General features: G+C 64.0%; 14 protein-coding genes. 8 read left to right on the top strand and 6 right to left on the bottom strand.

Translation table 11 applies throughout. The annotated features are described in order from the left end of the window. From scpA to ACTJKL_RS06025, 3 genes are all read right to left on the bottom strand, one after another. Positions 1-2,139 (bottom strand): methylmalonyl-CoA mutase, encoded by a 2,139-nt coding sequence (gene scpA / locus ACTJKL_RS06035; RefSeq protein ID WP_440852436.1) that lies wholly within the window; start codon positions 2,137-2,139, stop codon positions 1-3. A 225-nt stretch (positions 2,140-2,364) separates the two neighbouring features. Then, positions 2,365-4,377 (bottom strand): acetyl-CoA carboxylase biotin carboxylase subunit, encoded by a 2,013-nt coding sequence (locus ACTJKL_RS06030; protein WP_440852435.1) that lies wholly within the window; start codon positions 4,375-4,377, stop codon positions 2,365-2,367. Between the two features lie 12 nt (positions 4,378-4,389). Further along, entirely contained in the window at positions 4,390-5,922 is a 1,533-nt protein-coding gene (locus tag ACTJKL_RS06025; RefSeq protein ID WP_338281944.1) for an acyl-CoA carboxylase subunit beta, read from the bottom strand. A gap of 151 nt (positions 5,923-6,073) precedes the next feature. Here ACTJKL_RS06025 and ACTJKL_RS06020 point away from each other — a divergent pair, with 151 nt between their 5' ends. From ACTJKL_RS06020 to mmsB, 4 genes are all read left to right on the top strand, one after another. Continuing rightward, positions 6,074-7,492, top strand: a complete 1,419-nt coding sequence (locus tag ACTJKL_RS06020; protein WP_102763672.1) for a helix-turn-helix domain-containing protein — start codon at positions 6,074-6,076, stop codon at positions 7,490-7,492. A gap of 123 nt (positions 7,493-7,615) precedes the next feature. Then, complete coding sequence (locus ACTJKL_RS06015) at positions 7,616-8,758, top strand: isobutyryl-CoA dehydrogenase (RefSeq protein ID WP_324764530.1); 1,143 nt, start codon at positions 7,616-7,618, stop codon at positions 8,756-8,758. Positions 8,759-8,770: 12 nt separating this feature from the next. Continuing rightward, positions 8,771-9,832, top strand: a complete 1,062-nt coding sequence (locus ACTJKL_RS06010; protein ID WP_440852434.1) for an enoyl-CoA hydratase/isomerase family protein — start codon at positions 8,771-8,773, stop codon at positions 9,830-9,832. A gap of 44 nt (positions 9,833-9,876) precedes the next feature. Then, positions 9,877-10,773: a 3-hydroxyisobutyrate dehydrogenase gene (gene mmsB / locus ACTJKL_RS06005; RefSeq protein ID WP_018096180.1), complete on the top strand. Its 897-nt coding sequence runs from the start codon at positions 9,877-9,879 to the stop codon at positions 10,771-10,773. A gap of 35 nt (positions 10,774-10,808) precedes the next feature. Here the strand turns inward: mmsB and ACTJKL_RS06000 are convergent, their stop codons facing one another. Then, positions 10,809-11,558 carry an SDR family oxidoreductase gene (locus ACTJKL_RS06000; protein WP_440852433.1) on the bottom strand — a complete coding sequence of 250 codons (750 nt, stop codon included), beginning with the start codon at positions 11,556-11,558 and terminating at the stop codon, positions 10,809-10,811. 133 nt (positions 11,559-11,691) lie between these two features. Further along, positions 11,692-13,167 (bottom strand): mannitol dehydrogenase family protein, encoded by a 1,476-nt coding sequence (locus tag ACTJKL_RS05995; RefSeq protein ID WP_440852432.1) that lies wholly within the window; start codon positions 13,165-13,167, stop codon positions 11,692-11,694. A 462-nt stretch (positions 13,168-13,629) separates the two neighbouring features. On the opposite strand from ACTJKL_RS05995, the gene ACTJKL_RS05990 reads away from it, so the two are divergent. After that, a complete protein-coding gene (locus ACTJKL_RS05990) occupies positions 13,630-14,694 on the top strand; it encodes a glycosyltransferase family 2 protein (RefSeq protein ID WP_440852431.1) in 1,065 nt (354 codons plus the stop codon). A gap of 154 nt (positions 14,695-14,848) precedes the next feature. Then, positions 14,849-15,523 carry an HAD family hydrolase gene (locus ACTJKL_RS05985; RefSeq protein ID WP_379937000.1) on the top strand — a complete coding sequence of 225 codons (675 nt, stop codon included), beginning with the start codon at positions 14,849-14,851 and terminating at the stop codon, positions 15,521-15,523. Positions 15,524-15,542: 19 nt separating this feature from the next. Here ACTJKL_RS05985 and ACTJKL_RS05980 read toward each other — a convergent pair whose 3' ends face one another. Next, positions 15,543-15,728 carry a DUF2735 domain-containing protein gene (locus ACTJKL_RS05980; RefSeq protein WP_018096187.1) on the bottom strand — a complete coding sequence of 62 codons (186 nt, stop codon included), beginning with the start codon at positions 15,726-15,728 and terminating at the stop codon, positions 15,543-15,545. A gap of 563 nt (positions 15,729-16,291) precedes the next feature. On the opposite strand from ACTJKL_RS05980, the gene ACTJKL_RS05975 reads away from it, so the two are divergent. Together ACTJKL_RS05975 and ACTJKL_RS05970 are read left to right on the top strand one after the other, a co-directional pair. Next, positions 16,292-17,326: a glutamine synthetase beta-grasp domain-containing protein gene (locus ACTJKL_RS05975; RefSeq protein ID WP_018096189.1), complete on the top strand. Its 1,035-nt coding sequence runs from the start codon at positions 16,292-16,294 to the stop codon at positions 17,324-17,326. A 147-nt stretch (positions 17,327-17,473) separates the two neighbouring features. Continuing rightward, positions 17,474-17,714 (top strand): DUF6065 family protein (locus ACTJKL_RS05970; protein WP_440852430.1); only part of this gene is annotated, 241 nt, incomplete at its 3' end.

Below are 17,714 nucleotides of genomic sequence, written 5' to 3'. Positions count from 1 at the left end.
CTACACGTTTCGCCGCCTGCCTTCGATCAGATCCAGCACGGCGCGCGCGGCGTCGAGCACCTGGGTGCCGGGTCCGAAGACGGCGGCGACGCCGTTCTCCATCAGATAATCATAGTCCTGCCGGGGAATGACACCGCCGCAGACGACGATAATGTCCTCGCCGCCGCGCTTCTTCAGTGCCTCTGCGAGTTGCGGCATCAGCGTCCTGTGGCCGGCGGCAAGCGATGAAACGCCGATTACGGTGACCTCTTCGGCGAGCGCCAGATCGGCGGCTTCTTCCGGCGTCTGGAACAAGGGGCCTGCGACGACATCGAAGCCGATATCGCCGAAGGCGGATGCGATCACCTTGGCGCCGCGGTCGTGTCCGTCCTGGCCGAGCTTGGCTACCATGATCTTCGGCTTGTGGCCGAGCCGCTTCGTCGCTTCCCCGAGCCGCCCGGCGAGTACGCCGAGTTCCGGATCTCCTTCATAAGCCTTGCCGTAGATGTCGGTGACGACTTCCGGAATGGCGGTGTAATCGCCGAAAGCCTCCCGCATGGCATCGGTGATTTCGCCGACGGTGGCGCGCGCCCGGGCGGCCTCGACGGCGGCGGCGAGCAGATTGCCCTTGCCGCTGCGCGCCACGTCGGCCAGCGCGTCCAGCGCTTCCTTCATCTTCCGTGAGTCCCGCCGGCGCCTCGTCTCCTCGATCCGCTTGATCTGAGCCGCCCGAACCGCGGCATTGTCGATCTGGAGAATGTCGATCGGCTGCTCGTTCTCGAGCCGGTACCGGTTGACGCCGACGATGACCTCCTCGCCGCGGTCTACGGCGGCTTGCCGTCGGGTCGCGGCCTCTTCGATCAGCCGCTTCGGCAGGCCGGCATTGACGGCCTTCGTCATGCCGCCCAGCGCCTCCACTTCCTCGATCAGGGCCCAGGCCTTTTCGGCAAGCTCGTTCGTCAGGCTCTCGACGTAATAGGAGCCGGCAAGCGGGTCGACGACCTTCGTCACGCCGGTCTCGTGCTGCAGGATCAATTGCGTGTTGCGGGCGATGCGGGCTGAAAAATCCGTCGGAAGCGCCATCGCCTCGTCGAAGGAATTGGTGTGAAGCGATTGCGTGCCGCCGAGCACGGCGGACATCGCCTCGAAGGCGGTGCGGACGATATTGTTATAGGGGTCCTGTTCCTGAAGCGACACGCCCGACGTCTGGCAATGGGTCCGCAGCATCAGGGAGGACGCCTTCTCGGGCTTGAACTCCTTCATGATCCGCGTCCAGAGGAGCCGCGCGGCGCGCAGCTTCGCCGCCTCCATGAAGAAGTTCATGCCGATTGCGAAGAAGAAGGAGAGCCGGCCGGCGAAGTCGTCGACGTTCAGCCCCTTGGCGAGTGCCGCGCGCACATATTCGCGCCCGTCGGCAAGGGTGAAGGCGAGTTCCTGCACGAGCGTCGCGCCGGCCTCCTGCATGTGATAACCGGAGATCGAGATCGAATTGAACTTCGGCATCTCCTTCGCCGTATATTCGATGATGTCGGCGACGATCCGCATCGAGGGTTCCGGCGGATAGATGTAGGTGTTGCGGACCATGAACTCCTTGAGGATGTCGTTCTGAATGGTCCCGGAGAGCTTGTCGCGGCTGACGCCCTGTTCCTCGCCGGCAACGATGAAGGAGGCGAGGATCGGGATCACCGCACCGTTCATGGTCATGGACACGGAAATCCTGTCGAGCGGGATGCCGTCGAACAGGATCTTCATGTCCTCCACCGAGTCGATCGCGACCCCGGCCTTGCCGACATCCCCTTCGACGCGCGGGTGGTCGCTGTCATAGCCGCGGTGCGTGGCGAGATCGAAGGCGACAGAGACGCCCTGCTGGCCGGCGGCGAGGTTCCTGCGATAGAAGGCGTTGGACGCCTCGGCCGTCGAGAAGCCGGCATATTGCCGGATCGTCCAGGGCCGCCCTGCATACATGGTGGCCCGCGGGCCGCGCACGAAGGGTTCGAAGCCGGGGAGCGCGTTCAGATGACCGATGCCGGAGATGTCGTCGTTCGTATAGAGCGGCTTGACGTCGATGCCCTCGGGCGTGTGCCAGACGAGGCTTTCGGGGGAGGCCTTGAGTTCTTTTTCGGCAAGGGCTTCCCAGTCCTTGATGGTCTTGTCGGTCATTGTTTCACTCCGAATAGCTTTGGCCGGGGCTTGGCCCTCATCGGTACCGATGAAACCGCAAGCCCCTCATCCGCCTGCCGGCACCTTCTCCCCGCAAGCGGGGCGAAGGAGACTCGCGGCGCAGTCTTAAGTCCACTCTCCCCGCGTGCGGGGAGAGTGCTAGGGTGAGGGGCAAAGCTGCCGCTCCTCACGGCGGCATCTCAGCGCCTCCTCAACGCTGCACCATCACTCGAACTCCATGATCAACTCGTCCACCGCGAGGCTCGCGCCGGCTTCGATCGCCACGCGCTTCACGATCGCACGCTTTTCCGCCCGCAGAATATTCTCCATCTTCATCGCCTCGACGACGGCAATCGCCTGTCCGGCCTCGACCGTGTCGCCGGGCTTGACGCTGATCGAGGTCACCACCCCGGGCATTGGGCAGAGCAGCATCTTGGACGTGTCGGGCGGAAGCTTCTTCGGCATCAGGCGGGCGAGCTCGGCGACGCGAGGGCTTCTGACCCTTGCGACGACGTCGATCCCTCGCCAACGCAACCTTATGCCCGGGCCGGCGAGCTCGACCTTTACGCTCATGGGCTGATTGTCGATGTTGAAAGCGGCGCGGGTGCGGCCGGGGGCCCAGTCGGTTGCGACGGAAACGGATGTCCCGTCGGCAAAGCGGACATAGGTGCCGTCGGCGGAAGCCTCGCATGTGATCTGAATGTCGTGCCCGTCGAGGCTCGCCACCCATTCATGGCCGACGATCCGGCGGTGGTTGCCGATGGTGCCGGAAATCCGGCTGGCGCGCTCCTGGAGCGTCTGGTTGACCGTAGCCGCGACGGCGGCGAGCTTGCGTGCCGAAGTCTCGTCCGGCGCCACCCCTTGAAACCCGTCCTTGAATTCCTCGGCGATATAGGCGGTGGTCAGCCGTCCCTCGCGGAAACGGTCCTGCTGCATCACGGCCGAGAGGAAGGGCAGGTTATGGCCGATCCCTTCGACTTCGAACGCGTCGAGTGCATCCGCCATCGCGCGCACGGCCGTCGGTCGGTCCGGTCCCCAGGTGCAGAGCTTGGCGATCATCGGATCGTAATACATCGAGATCTCGCCGCCCTCGCAGACGCCGGTGTCGTTGCGGATGACGGTACCATCGGCCTGCACGCCTTCCTCCGGCGGACGATAGCGCGTCAGCCGGCCGATCGAGGGGAGGAAGTTGCGATGGGGGTCTTCCGCATAGAGCCGGCTTTCAATTGCCCAGCCGTCGAGCTTCACGTCTTTCTGGGTGAAAGCCAACTTCTCGCCGGCCGCGACGCGGATCATCTGCTCGACCAGATCGAGGCCGGTAACGAGTTCCGTCACGGGATGCTCGACCTGCAGCCGGGTGTTCATCTCGAGAAAGTAGAAGTTGCGGCCGGCGTCCACGATGAACTCTACCGTGCCGGCCGAGTGATAGCCGACGGCCTTTGCCAGCGCGACCGCCTGCTCGCCCATGGCGCGGCGTGTCTTCTCGTCGAGGAAGGGCGAGGGCGCCTCCTCGATGACCTTCTGGTTCCGCCGCTGGATCGAGCATTCGCGCTCACCGAGATAGACGATATTGCCATGTTTGTCGCCGAGCACCTGGATCTCGATGTGGCGGGGCTCGGTCACGAATTTCTCGATGAAGATGCGGTCGTCGCCGAAGGAGCTTTTCGCCTCGTTCTTCGACGACTGGAAACCCTCCCGTGCCTCGCGCTCGTTCCAGGCGATCCGCATGCCCTTGCCGCCGCCGCCGGCGGAAGCCTTGATCATCACCGGAAAGCCGATGTCAGCGGCGATGCGCGCGGCCTCGTCCGCATCCTCGATCAGCCCCATATGGCCGGGAACGGTGGAAACGCCCGCTTCCGCGGCGAGCTTCTTCGAGGTGATCTTGTCGCCCATCGCCTCGATCGCCCCGACCGGCGGACCGATGAAGGTCACGCCTTCCTTCTCCAGAGCCTCGGCGAAGGCGGGGTTTTCGGAGAGGAAGCCGTAGCCGGGGTGAACGGCATCGGCCCCGCTCCTGCGGATCGCCGCGAGGATATTCTCGATGACGATGTAGGACTGGCTGGAGGGGGAGGGGCCGATATGGACGGCCTCATCCGCCATGCGTACATGCATTGCGTCGCGGTCGGCATCCGAATAGACGGCAGCTGTCGCTATGCCGAGCTTCTTCGCGGTGCGGATGACGCGGCAGGCGATTTCACCACGATTGGCGATGAGGATCTTCTTGAACATGTTTCCCATCGGGTTCTCCCGTCAAAGCGGGATGGTGTCGTGCTTGCGCCAGCGGGTCTCGACCTGCTTGTTGCGCAAGGAGGCGAAGGCGCGGGCGATGCGGCGGCGGGAGGAGTGCGGCATGATCACCTCGTCGATGAAGCCTCTCTCGGCGGCGACGAAGGGATTGGCGAAGCGCTCTTCGTATTCCTTCGTCCGGGCTGCGATCTTCTCGGGATCGCCGAGTTCGGAACGGTAGAGGATTTCGGTCGCGCCCTTGGCACCCATCACGGCGATCTCGGCCGTCGGCCAGGCGTAGTTCACGTCGGCGCCGATGTGCTTGGAGGCCATGACGTCATAGGCGCCGCCATAGGCCTTGCGCGTGATCAGCGTCACCATCGGCACGGTGGCCTGGCTATAGGCGAAGAGCAGCTTGGCGCCGTGCTTGATGACGCCGCCATATTCCTGGGCGGTGCCGGGCAGGAAGCCGGGCACGTCGACGAGCGTCAGAATCGGGATCGAGAAGGCGTCGCAGAAGCGGACGAAACGCGCCGCCTTGCGCGAGGAGTCGATGTCGAGGCAGCCGGCGAGAACCATCGGCTGGTTGGCGACGACGCCGACGGTCTGGCCTTCGATGCGGATGAACCCGGTGATGATGTTGCGGGCGAAGCTTGCCTGGAGTTCAAAGAAATCGCCCTCGTCGGCAATGGCGAGGATCAATTCCTTCATGTCGTATGGCTTGGCGGCACTGTCCGGGATCAGGCTGTCGAGCCGCATCTCAATGCGTCCCGGATCGTCATGGAACGGCCGCACCGGCGGCTTCTCGCGGTTGTTCAGCGGCAGGAAATCGAAGAGCAGGCGGACGTGCTCGAGCGCCTCGACATCGTTTTCGTAGGCGCCGTCGGCGACCGAGGATTTCGTCGTGTGCGTGCGGGCGCCGCCGAGCTCTTCCGCGGTGACGATCTCATTGGTGACCGTCTTCACGACGTCGGGACCGGTCACGAACATGTAGGAACTGTCGCGCACCATGAAGATGAAGTCGGTCATCGCCGGCGAATAGACGGCGCCGCCGGCGCAGGGCCCCATGATCACCGAGATCTGCGGAATGACGCCCGACACCTCTGCATTGCGGCGGAAGACCTCGGCATAGCCGGCGAGCGACGCCACGCCCTCCTGGATGCGCGCGCCGCCGGAATCGTTGAGGCCGATCACCGGCGCACCGTTGCGCGCCGCCATGTCCATGATCTTGCAGATCTTTTGGGCATGCGTCTCGGAGAGGGAGCCGCCGAGGACCGTGAAGTCCTGGCTGAAGACATAGACCTGGCGGCCGTTGATGGTGCCCCAGCCGGTGACGACGCCGTCGCCGGGGATCTTCTGGCCAGCCATGCCGAAATCGACGCTGCGATGCGTCACATACATGTCGTATTCTTCGAAGGAGCCCTCGTCGAGAAGCACGTCGATGCGCTCGCGTGCCGTCAGTTTGCCCTTGCCGTGCTGCGCCGCGACGCGGCGTTCACCGCCGCCCGCCCTCGCTTCGGCCCGGCGGGCTTCCACCTGTTCAAGTACGGCGCGCATCGCTCTCCTCCATTTTTGCTGATTGTGCAGAGGCTTGCCTGCCTTCGCAATAGCGCCGAAGGCCTGATGGAAAAACCGCCGATGATGTGCAAATGTGGAACATATAAAATTGCGAAGCGCAAACTGCAAAGTTGCGAATACGAGTGCAAGGATGGCGATCGGGAAGCTCTATATCGGCCGCAAGGTCAGGGATCTCAGGGATGGCAAGCGACTGACGCAGGGGCAGTTCGCCGAGCGCATCGGAATTTCGACGAGCTATCTCAATCAGATCGAGAACAATCAGCGTCCCGTGTCCGCGGCGGTGCTGCTCGCACTGGCGGAGAAGTTCCAGATCGACATCGCCGAACTTTCCTCGGGCGAGAGCGACCGCTTGCTCTCGGCACTGTCGGAAGCTCTGAGCGACCCGCTCTTCGAAACCTATTCGCCGAGCCTGCAGGAGCTGAAGCTCGTCGCCCAGAATGCGCCGGGGCTCGCCCATGCGCTGATCTCCTGTCATCAGGCCTATCGGCGCAACAGCGAGCAGCTCGCCAGCATCGACGACACGATCGGTCGTGGTGCGTCCCTGGTGGAGACGACGCCCTATGAAGAGGTGCGCGACTTCTTCCATTTCGTCGACAACTATATTCATGAAATCGATACGCTCGCCGAGACGCTTGCGGGCGAGCTCGGCCTCGGCGATGGCGACAACCATGCGGCCCTCGCCGCCTATCTGGAGGCGCGCCACGGAATACGTGTCGTGCGCGGGGCAGCGGGCGACGAGGCGATCCGCCGTTTCGATCCCCGCGCCCGCCTACTCACGCTCAATCCTTACGCGCCGGCGGCGACACGCGACTTCCAGCTCGCATTGCAGATCGCACAGATGCACGCCCGCGAGGAGATCGACCGGGTGGCGGGAAGCGCCGGCTTCCGAACGGAGGAAGCCTATGAGATCTGCCGCATCGGTCTGCAGAACTATTTTGCGGGCGCCTTGATCCTCCCCTACCAGCCGTTCTCGAAAGCCGCACGCGACCTGCGCCACGATGTCGAGCTTCTTGCTGCCCGTTTCGGTGCCTCGCTGGAGCAGGTCTGCCACCGGCTTTCGACGCTGCAGCGGCCGGGGCAGAAGGGTATTCCGATCTTCTTCGCGCGGATCGACCGGGCCGGCAACATCACCAAGCGGCACAGTGCCGCCAAGCTGCAATTCGCCCGCTTCGGCGCAGCCTGCCCGCTCTGGAACGTGCATCAGGCCTTCGAGACACCGGGCCGGATCATCCGCCAGCTTGCCGAGACGCCGGACGGCGTGCGCTACCTCTGTCTCGCGACCCAGATCACCAAGGGCGGCGGCGGTTACCGGGCCGCGCATCCCCGCTATGCCTTGGCGCTGGGCTGCGAAATCTCCTACGCCGATGCCTTCGTTTATGCCGACGATATGGATCTCGGGAACCGCGCCGCCTACGATCCGATCGGCATTTCCTGCCGCATCTGCGAGCGCACCAGATGTGCGAGCCGTGCCGTGCCGCCGCTGAAGCGCAAGCTCATCGTCGATCATGACATGCGCGGCGCTCTGCCGTATCGTCTTAGCGAGACGTAGAGCCGCGCCTAGCGTCCTGTTCGTTTCTGAACAGATACTGTGTGCATTTGCGTCTGTGCCTGTGCGGGTTTTGCTGTAACTAAGCATTGCAGCAGCGATATGCGGGTCAGGGAGGACATGCATATGGATTTTCGCCTTTCCGAGGAACAGCAGGCCATCCGCACGATGGCGCTCGATTTTGCCCGGGACGAGATCGCGCCCCACGCAATCGACTGGGACCAGCAGAAGCATTTTCCGGTGGAGACTTTGCGCGCGGCGGCCGCGCTCGGAATGGCCGGCATCTATGTCCGCGACGACGTCGGCGGAACGGGACTTACCCGTCTCGACGCGGCAATGATCATCGAGGCGCTCGCGACCGGCTGCCCCGCGATCGCCTCCTTCGTTTCGATCCACAATATGTGCGCCGGCATGATCGATCGCTACGGCACGGACGCGCAGCGCCGGCGCCTGCTTCCGCCGCTTCTCACGATGGACGTCCTGGCGAGCTACTGTCTGACGGAGCCCGGCTCCGGCTCGGACGCGGCCGCGCTCAAGACAAAGGCGGTGCCCGAGGGTGACGCCTATCTGCTTACCGGCCAGAAACAGTTCATTTCCGGTGCCGGCGAGTCCGGCCTTTATATCGTCATGGCGCGCACCGGCGAGGAAGGGCCGAAGGGGATCTCCGCCTTTGTCGTCGAGAAGGACGCTCCTGGGCTCACCTTCGGCGCCAATGAAAAGAAGATGGGCTGGCATGCCCAACCCACGCGGGCGGTGATGCTCGACAATGTTCGCGTTCCCGTCGAGAACCGCTTGGGTGCCGAGGGCGAAGGCTTCAGGATCGCCATGGCCGGTCTCGACGGCGGGAGGCTCAACATCGCCGCCGCCTCGCTCGGGGGCGCGCAATCCGCTTTTGACAAGGCGCTTGCCTATGTCCAGGAGCGCCGGGCCTTCGGGAAGGCGATCGGCGAATTCCAGGCGCTGCAGTTCCGCCTCGCCGATATGGCGACGGATCTGGAAATCGCTCGGACCTTCCTCTGGCGGGCGGCCTGCGCCCTCGATGCGGCGGACCCGGAGGCGCCGAAGCTCTGCGCCATGGCCAAACGTTTTGTCACAGATCGCTGCTTTGCTGTCGCCAATGACGCACTGCAATTGCATGGCGGCTACGGCTATCTCGCCGACTACGGCGTCGAGAAGATTGTCCGCGACCTGAGGGTGCACCAGATACTCGAAGGTACGAACGAGATCATGCGGCTGATCGTGTCGCGTGCGATCATGGGACGGAACTAGGAAGGATTTTCGATGGAGATGCAGACCATGCTTCCGGAGGTCATTGTCGAGCGCCAGGGCGCGATCGGCAGGCTGCGGCTCAACCGTCCCCGCGCACTGAACAGCCTCAATCGCACGATGATCCGAGCGATCGCTGCGGCGCTGACCGAGTTCGAGCGCGACCCGGAGATTGCCGCAGTGCTTGTCACGGGCGAGGGCGAACGGGGCCTCTGCGCCGGCGGCGACATCCGGATGATCTACGAAAGCGGCCGCGAACGGCCTGAGGAGGGCGCGCAGTTCTGGCGCGAGGAGTTCATCGTCAACAGCCGAATTTCAGCCTATTCCAAGCCCTATATCGCGATCATGGACGGGATCGTGATGGGCGGCGGAGTCGGCGTTTCCTCCCATGGCAGCCATCGGATCGTGACCGAGAGGACGCGCTTCGCCATGCCGGAAACGGGGATCGGCTATTTCACCGATGTCGGCGCGACCTGGCTCCTGCCGCGCGCGCCCGGCGAGTTCGGTACCTATCTCGGGCTGACGGGCCGCGATGTCGGTGCGGCGGCGGTCATCCATGCGCGGCTCGCCGACAGTTTCGTTCCCTCCGAGAGGATAGGCGAGCTCATCGCCTCGCTCTCTGCCTCGGCCACGGCCGATGACGTTTCGGCGGCGATCCGCGCCGTTTCGAGCGAGCCCCCGGCATCGGCCCTGCTCGACCATCTGTCCGTCATCGACCGCTGCTTCGCCTTCGATGCCGTGGAGGAGATCCTCGCGGCACTGGAGAAGGACGGTTCGGATTTCGCGCGCGAGACGCTCGAACTCCTGAAGACCCGATCGGCGATCAGCCTCAAACTGACGCTGTCGCTCCTAAGGGCAGGGCGCTCCAGCGCAACGCTCAACGAATGCCTCGAGCGGGAATATGCCGCCACCCTCGCCATGCTTTCCAACCCGGATTTCTACGAGGGCGTCAGGGCCGCGGTGATCGACAAGGACAGGAATCCGAAATGGTCGGTCGGGCTTTCGGAGGCTACCCCCGAGATGCTCGCCCGCTTCGGGAGGAATGACGGCGCGCCGCTCTTCGCCGGGAAGGCATAAGGCGGGGCAGTTCGTGACAGTTTCAGTTGAGGAGGAGAGGCAAGATGACGAAGATCGCCTTTATCGGGCTTGGCAACATGGGCGGACCTATGGCCGCCAATCTGGTGAAGGCGGGCCACGCGGTCGCCGGCTTCGATCTGTCGGAAGCCTCGCGCAATGCCGCCGCCAAGACGGGCGTCTCGGTCGCCGGCTCGATCGCCCAGGCCGTGCGTGAGATGGAATGCGTCATCACCATGTTGCCGGCGAGCGCGCATGTCCTTTATGTGTGGGACGAACTGCTCGGCTTCGTCGATCCCGGCACGCTTCTGATCGACAGCTCGACAATCGACGTCGAAAGCGCGCGCAAGGTTCACGGCCTTGCCGAAAGGGCTGGCTGCCCTTCGCTCGACGCGCCTGTTTCCGGCGGCACGGCGGGGGCGGCGGCCGCTACGCTGACCTTCATGGTCGGAGGGAGCGAGGGCGCCTTCTCGCGCGGCAAGCACCTGCTCGAAGCCATGGGCAAGAAGATCGTCCATTGCGGCGACGCCGGCGCCGGCCAGGCGGCGAAGATCTGCAACAATATGATCCTCGGCGTTTCCATGGCGGCGGTCTGCGAGGCCTTCGTGCTCGCCGAACGGCTCGGCCTCTCGCATCAGGCGCTCTTCGACGTGGCCTCTACCTCGTCGGGCCAGTGCTGGTCGCTGACGACCTATTGCCCGGTGCCCGGCCCGGTTCCGACCTCGCCTGCCAATGGTGGCTACAAGCCCGGTTTCGCCGCGAGCCTCATGCTCAAGGATCTGAAACTCTCGCAGCAGGCGGCCAGCGCCAGCGGTGCGGCGACGCCGATGGGGGCACAGGCGACACAGCTTTACAGCCTTTTCGAGAAGCTCGGTCACGGGGCAGAGGATTTCTCCGCGCTGATCCATCTGCTCAGGGGGAACGAGGAGGCGAAGGAGGGGTAGCTTGCCCCCTCTGGCCTGCCGGCATCCACCAATCCTCACATCTGCACGGTCATTCCGCCGTCGACGGTGAGCGTGATGCCGTTGACGAAGCTCGCGGCCGGCGAGGCGAGGAAGACGGCGGCGGGGGCGATCTCTTCCGGCCGCCCCCAGCGCTTCAGCGGAATGCGGACGTCGACGAAGGCTTTGAGCGCCGGATCGGCTGCGAGATGCGCATTGGTCTCGGTCGCAAACCAGCCGGGCGCGATCGCGTTGACGGTGAGATTGTCGGCGCTGAGTTCGACCGCGAGCGAGCGCGTCAGTGCGGCGAGCCCGCCCTTCGCCGCCGTATAGGCGGGATCGCCGGCCCGCGCCGCGAAGGCGGCGATCGAGGTCACGAAGATCAACCGACCGGCCGCGGAGCGCCTGAGATAGGGAAGGGCGGTCTTTGCCATGGCGTAGGCCGCGGTCAGGTCGGTGTTCAACAGAGCCGCAAATTCGTGCGGTTCCATCGCTTCCGTCCCGCGGCGGTCGCGTTCGCCGACAGCGTGGATGAGAATGTCGAGCCCGCCCGTCTTTTCGGCCGTGGCGGCGATGATCGCCGGCGCATCGCGGGTTATGTCGCCGGCCGCAATCCCGATCTCGATGCCGTCGCCTTGGAGCCGCTTGCGCGCCTCTTCCAGGCCTTGGCCGTTGCGGCCGTTGATCACCGTCCAGGCGCCGGCCCTGGCGAGCGCCTTCGCCATCTCCAGCCCGAGGCCGCGTCCGCCGCCGGTAACCAGAGCCGTCCTGCCGCTGAGATCGAACATGGCCTTCCTTCGCCCGCTCTTAGATCACGATGTTTTAAGTCGGGTCGACCAAACAGGACCGTGATCGGTTCCAAGAAGTTGAGACGCGGGATGCGGGTGGAAAACCGGATACACTTTTTTGCCTCGTCCCGCTCTAAGCCCCGTAGCTTCGAAGCGTTGCCGCCGACCCGTTCTGGAGGAGTCCATCCAGCGCCTTGATCAGCGCGGCGCGAAACGGAGCGCTCGCCGGAAGGTCCGTGCCGAAGACGTCCGTCATCGTCAGAAAGGCATCGACGATGCGATCCGGCTCGTCAATTCCCTGCGCAAGCCCGGCAATCCGGGCAGCATGCGGATCGCGCACGTCGATGGGATGCCCCGCCTCGTCCAGGCCGCGCGCATAGCGCATCCAGGCGGCGACCCCGAGCGCGAGCCGGTCATAGCCGGCCTCGGCGTGCAGCCGGTCCCTGATCGAGCCGAGGAGGCGTTGCGGCAGCTTCTGCGAGCCATCCATTGCGATCTGCCAGGTGCGGTGGCGAAGCGCCGGATTGCGAAAGCGCTGAAGGAGTTCGGCCCGATAAGCCGGAAGGTCGAAGCCGGGCAGTTCCGGAAGGGTGGGGCTCACCTCGTGGCGCATCAACCCTTCGACCAAAGCTTCCATGCCCGGAAGGGACATGGCATCCGCCACCGTCTCGGCACCGGCGAGATAGCCGAGATAGGCAAGTGTGGAATGGCTTCCGTTCAAAAGCCGGAGCTTCATGAACTCGAAGGCGGAGACGTCTTGGACGAAGAGCGCTCCCGCCTTTTCCCATGCCGGGCGGCCGAGCGGGAAATCCTCCTCGATCACCCATTGCCGGAAGGGTTCGGTCATGATCGGCCAGGCATCTTCGAACCCCATTGCCGCGGCGACCGCACTCCGGTCGCCGTCGGTGGTGGCCGGAACGATGCGGTCCACCATGGTCGAAGGCGACGCGACGTTGCGGATGACGGCGGCGAGGGCCGGATCGCGCAGTTCCGCGAACTGCGTGACGATACGCTTCAAGACATGGCCGTTCCCCGGAAGATTGTCACAGGAGAGCAGCGTGAAGGGGGCGATACCGGCGCTGACGCGACGCGAAATCGCCTCGACGATGAAGCCGATTGCCGATCGCGGCCGCGCGGGGTTTGCGAGATCGTGAACGATGTCCGGGTGGCCTTCGTCGAGCGTGCCGGTTGCCGGATTGTGGCAATAGCCCTTCTCGGTGATCGTCAGCGACACGATGCGCGTGGCGGGGTCTGCCATGCGGCGAAGAACGGCTTCCGGGTCCTCCGGCGCGCAAAGGAGCTCGACGACACTGCCGATCACGCCGAGATCGGAGCCTTCGCCGTCCTGGACGGCGAGGGTGTAGAGCCCGTCCTGCGGTTGAAGCGCGTCGCGCGTTTCCGGGCTGCGCAGCGAGACGCCGCAGATGCCCCAGGACGGATTCTCGGAGAGCAGCGCATCGGTGTACGCCGCCTGGTGCGCGCGATGAAAGGCACCGATGCCGAGGTGTACGATGCCGACGGTAACTGGACCGAGGTCGTAATCGGGCCTTTTGACGGTGGGCGGCAGGCGGTCGATCGTCTTTCTCGAAAGCCGCATCAGAAGGCCCATCCGTTTCCGGTACCCGCTTGTCCGGTGCTTGCGACCGGCATCGCGTTCGCGGGCTGCAATGTTGCGCCTCGCGCCGTCAATCGCGTGGCGATCACCTTCATGTAGTTGGGGTGTCTGGCATCCACGCGGCTTCCTCCCTGCGTCGTTTTGGCTGCAAACTGGTATATCAGCCGCCGGAGGCGCGTCAACCGAGGTCACTTTGCTGCCTATCCGGGCATACGCTCGATCATCGGCACGGTAAGGCTGCAGACCGGCGTGCCACCGCTGCAGCGGTCACTCAAATGCCACAAAACTGGGGAGGCTCACGCAGGATCGAGCACGATCTTCGCCGCCCGCCCGGCGCAACCGCGCCGTTGTCTTCACCGCAGCCCGAGAGGCTGTGCTTTCGGGACGGGCATCACCCTCAAGGACCTGCATGAGAAGGTTCGCCGCGACCAAAGCCGAAAAGCGAGGTTCACTGCGATGCATTCCATCCGAGACCATCTTCCTGTCTCCATCATCATAGCGAATTACAATTATGCGCGGTTCCTGAGCCGCGCGATCGACAGCGCCCTCGACCAGGACCACGCGCAGGTCGAGGTCATCGTCGTAGACGATGCGTCGACGGACGGGTCGGCGGAGGTGATCGCGTCCTACGGCGGACGGATCAAGGCCTGCCTGCGGGAGGAAAATGGCGGTCACGCAGCCGCTTTCAACACCGGCTTTGCGGCAAGTCGAGGGGCGATCGTTCTCTTCCTCGACGCCGACGACTATCTCTACCCGGCTGCCGTTTCCGAATTGCTTGCCCAATGGAGCGACGACACGGCCCAGATGCAGTTCCGGCTGCATCTGGTGGACGAGGATCTGCGCGTCAAGGACATCTTCCCGCCCCCGGAGGTCCCGTTCGACTCCGGTGACGTAACGCCGCAACTGGCGAGCCGCGCACGATACCAGACGACGGTCACCAGCGGACTGGCTTTTGCACGCTCGGCTCTCGATGTCATCATGCCGGTTCCGGAAGCCGAGTTCCGGCAGGGTGCAGACGGCTACCTTGTCACGCTCGCCCCGCTCTACGGGAAGGTGACGTCGCTCGAAGCCTGCCTCGGCGCCTACCGAATGCACGGCAGCAATCATTCTGTCTTTGCCGAAAAACTCGGGCAGAGGGCGCGCTGGCGGGTGGAGCATGATTTTCACCGACTGAATGCCCTCAACGAACAGGCGGTCGATGTAGGTCTATCGGTTTCGCCGAAAGCGAACCTGCGCGACCCGGTGCATCTGGAGGAGCGTCTTGCATCGCTCTGCGTGGACGGCGCACGCCATCCGGTGGCTGCGGATTCGAGGCTCGGCCTCGCCGCTCACGGTGCCGTCGCCAGCATGCAGATGAACGTCTCGCTGCGCCGTCGTGCCATGCTGGCAGCCTGGTTCGTCTCCGTCGGGCTGCTGCCGCGGCGCATGGCGCAGGCGGTCCTTTCATGGAAGCTCGTCGCTTCCTCACGGCCGGCCTTCCTGACCCGGATCTCGAGAACCATTCGCCATGCGATGGGGTAGTTGCACTTGCACGCAGACGCGATCAGGGTTCACAAAGGAAAAGTAGACAGGCTGTCTGTTCGGCTGCGAAACCTGACCCATATTTTCGCAGGTGACGGCGCCATGGCCCGTGCGTCCGATCGGACGCGCAAAGGCCGTTACCGGGAGAAAGAGCATGCGCATCGAACCCGTCTTCCTGTTCGATCTGGACGGCACACTCGTCGACAGCGTCTACCAGCACGTGCTTGCCTGGAAGGAAGCGCTCGACGCGGAAGGGATCGACCTTTCGGTCTGGCGCATCCATCGCAAGATCGGCATGAGCGGCGGGCTCTTCGCCGACCAGCTCTTGCGCGAAACGAACATGGAAATCAGCGGTGACAGGGTTGCGCGATTGCGTCAGCGCCACGCCGACGCTTACAGGCGGCAGGCAGACAGCATACGACCGTTGCCCGGCGCGCGCGAGCTTCTAACGTGGCTCACCGATGCGAAGATCTCCTATGCGATCGCCACGAGCGGGCGGATGGAGACGGCCGCCGTCAATCTCGCCGCTCTCGGCGTCGATCCGGCGGTCGTGCCGGTCGTGACGCGAGACCTCGTCAAATATGCCAAGCCCGATCCGGATCTCTTTCTCGCCGCCGCCGAACAGCTCGGCGCCCCGATCGAGACGGCAGTGGTGGTCGGCGACAGTATCTGGGATATGCTGGCGGCGGTGCGCTGCCGTGCCTTGGCCATCGGCTTGCTGAGCGGAGGCTACGGACATGAGGAACTGCGGCAAGCCGGTGCTTACCGCATCTTCGACGACCCGGCCGATATGCTGCACCATATCGACGAGGTCGGCGGGCGGCGGTGAGCGGGAAGACCGCTCCGCTTCAGTGCTTCGTATCGTCGCTCAGGGCTTCTTCGTGATACCAGCAGCCATCGACGGCGGCGCACACGTCCGACGGTGCGAGGTCCAGTTTGCGCTGGGCTTCGGAACGCCGTTCCTCGGCCTTCCGCGACACAGCGGCCGGAAACTTCAGGATCGTCGCAGACTTGCCGTAAAGACTCGTGGCCATGCTCTGGTCTCCCGTGAGTTCTGGGGAGAAACATAGTGCAACCAGGCAGGATTTGCACATGATTTACGCGAATTGCCGAAATTTCGTTCAATTCCGTGCCGGAATTGCGAGCATTGTCCGGAGCATTCACGGATGCGACGGGCGCAAGTGCGATTTTTTAGGCAGCGGCGCCTGCCAAATAATTTTTGGGCAGAAATGTTCGGGCCGCGGACGCCGATAAGGATGAAAAGGAGAAGCGGCTCCAGGCACCTTTCCGCAAGTGAGGAGACCGCGGTATCGATTTGAATTGCTGCTTGTTTTCCTACCCAGGCCGGCCCCGAACCGCGTGAAAATGCCGGCCTTTGCGGGTCCCGCCGACGATCTTTTCCGGCTGCGTCCGCGGGGCGCGTCCGCGCCGATTCGCCCCGCCGCGGTGCCGCCGGCCGAAAAAAGTCTCTCTCCAGCGCCCAACTGGCACGCTTGATGCTTCATGGTATCCGATCCCTGGCGGTTGGGCGTTGTGTAGCGCTGAAGCTGTCAGGATTTGCTCAAACCATGCAGCACCACGTTAGAGAGATTCGCTAATGACCAAGTATAAGCTCGAGTACATCTGGCTCGATGGCTACACGCCCGTCCCAAATCTCCGCGGAAAGACGCAGATCAAGGAATTCGACGCGTTTCCGACGCTCGAACAGCTTCCGCTCTGGGGCTTCGACGGCAGCTCGACGCAGCAGGCCGAAGGGCGCAGCTCCGATTGCGTGCTGAAGCCGGTTGCGGTCTATCCCGACCCGGTCCGCACGAATGGCGCATTGGTCATGTGCGAGGTCATGATGCCGGACGGCAAGACGCCGCATCCGTCGAATACCCGTGCAACGGTCCTCGATGATGAAAGCGCCTGGTTCGGCTTCGAGCAGGAATATTTCTTCTACAAGAACGGCCGCCCGTTGGGCTTCCCGGAGCAGGGCTATCCGGCGCCGCAGGGCCCGTACTACACCGGCGTCGGCTACAAGAATGTCGGCGACATCGCGCGCCAGATCGTCGAAGAGCATCTCGACATCTGCCTGGCCGCGGGCATCAACCACGAAGGCATCAACGCCGAAGTGGCCAAGGGCCAATGGGAATTCCAGGTTTTCGGCAAGGGCTCCAAGAAGGCTGCCGATGAAGTCTGGCTGGCACGCTACCTTCTGCTGCGCCTGACGGAGAAATACGGCATCGACGTCGAGTTCCACTGCAAGCCGCTCGGCGACACGGACTGGAACGGCTCCGGCATGCACGCCAACTTCTCGACTGCCTATCTGCGCGAAGTCGGCGGCAAGGATTATTTCGAAGCGCTGATGGCCGCCTTCGAGAAGAACCTGCACGACCACATCAACGTCTACGGCCCGGACAACCACTTGCGCCTGACCGGCAAGCACGAGACGGCGCCGTGGGACAAGTTCAGCTACGGCGTGGCCGACCGCGGCGCCTCCATTCGCGTTCCGCACAGCTTCGTCAACAACGGCTACCGCGGCTATCTCGAAGATCGCCGCCCGAACTCCCAGGGCGACCCCTACCAGATCGCTTCGGTCATCCTGAAGACGATCGCGAGCGTGCCGACGGCGGTTGCCAAGGTCGCTTGATCTCTTGTTGGATGCCCGCGTGAGCTCAAAGCGCGCGGGACTGTAAAATCTTGGTGGCGCCGGCCAGTTTGCCGGCGCCATTTTTATCTGAAGATCTTCCCATTCCGGCGCCTTTTCACATTCCCTGCCAGTTCGTGACGGGGACCGTTGAACAGGCCGAAAGACGGCATCACAGCGCTGACGGATATCATCGGGACGGATTGGTCGCCCTGCACATTCACCATGAAATGGCAGTTCACCCGGGCAGGGCATGGGTCCGGTTCGAAGCGGCGAGCCGACCTGTCACACCTCGGCGCAACGGCCGGGAGGATCATTCGCGTCCGGTTGATGTTGAAGCCGTTCGGACGACGGTCGCAATGGGAGGGCAGTTCCCTGAAACAGGATCGCG

Source organism: Sinorhizobium sp. 22678 (genome assembly GCF_052044265.1).
Lineage (GTDB): Bacteria > Pseudomonadota > Alphaproteobacteria > Rhizobiales > Rhizobiaceae > Sinorhizobium > Sinorhizobium meliloti_A.
This window is presented reverse-complemented; position numbering and strand designations above follow the sequence as displayed.

Bases quoted from the DNA above. Each gene is read 5' to 3' on its own strand.
- ACTJKL_RS06000 (WP_440852433.1), bottom strand. From the start codon at position 11,558: ATGTTCGATCTCAGCGGCAGGACGGCTCTGGTTACCGGCGGCGGACGC.
- scpA (WP_440852436.1), bottom strand. From the start codon at position 2,139: ATGACCGACAAGACCATCAAGGACTGGGAAGCCCTTGCCGAAAAAGAA.
- ACTJKL_RS05995 (WP_440852432.1), bottom strand. From the start codon at position 13,167: ATGGGCCTTCTGATGCGGCTTTCGAGAAAGACGATCGACCGCCTGCCG.
- ACTJKL_RS06015 (WP_324764530.1), top strand. From the start codon at position 7,616: ATGGATTTTCGCCTTTCCGAGGAACAGCAGGCCATCCGCACGATGGCG.
- ACTJKL_RS06010 (WP_440852434.1), top strand. From the start codon at position 8,771: ATGGAGATGCAGACCATGCTTCCGGAGGTCATTGTCGAGCGCCAGGGC.
- ACTJKL_RS05990 (WP_440852431.1), top strand. From the start codon at position 13,630: ATGCATTCCATCCGAGACCATCTTCCTGTCTCCATCATCATAGCGAAT.
- ACTJKL_RS05985 (WP_379937000.1), top strand. From the start codon at position 14,849: ATGCGCATCGAACCCGTCTTCCTGTTCGATCTGGACGGCACACTCGTC.
- ACTJKL_RS06030 (WP_440852435.1), bottom strand. From the start codon at position 4,377: ATGGGAAACATGTTCAAGAAGATCCTCATCGCCAATCGTGGTGAAATC.
- ACTJKL_RS06020 (WP_102763672.1), top strand. From the start codon at position 6,074: ATGGCGATCGGGAAGCTCTATATCGGCCGCAAGGTCAGGGATCTCAGG.
- mmsB (WP_018096180.1), top strand. From the start codon at position 9,877: ATGACGAAGATCGCCTTTATCGGGCTTGGCAACATGGGCGGACCTATG.
- ACTJKL_RS05980 (WP_018096187.1), bottom strand. From the start codon at position 15,728: ATGGCCACGAGTCTTTACGGCAAGTCTGCGACGATCCTGAAGTTTCCG.
- ACTJKL_RS05975 (WP_018096189.1), top strand. From the start codon at position 16,292: ATGACCAAGTATAAGCTCGAGTACATCTGGCTCGATGGCTACACGCCC.
- ACTJKL_RS06025 (WP_338281944.1), bottom strand. From the start codon at position 5,922: ATGCGCGCCGTACTTGAACAGGTGGAAGCCCGCCGGGCCGAAGCGAGG.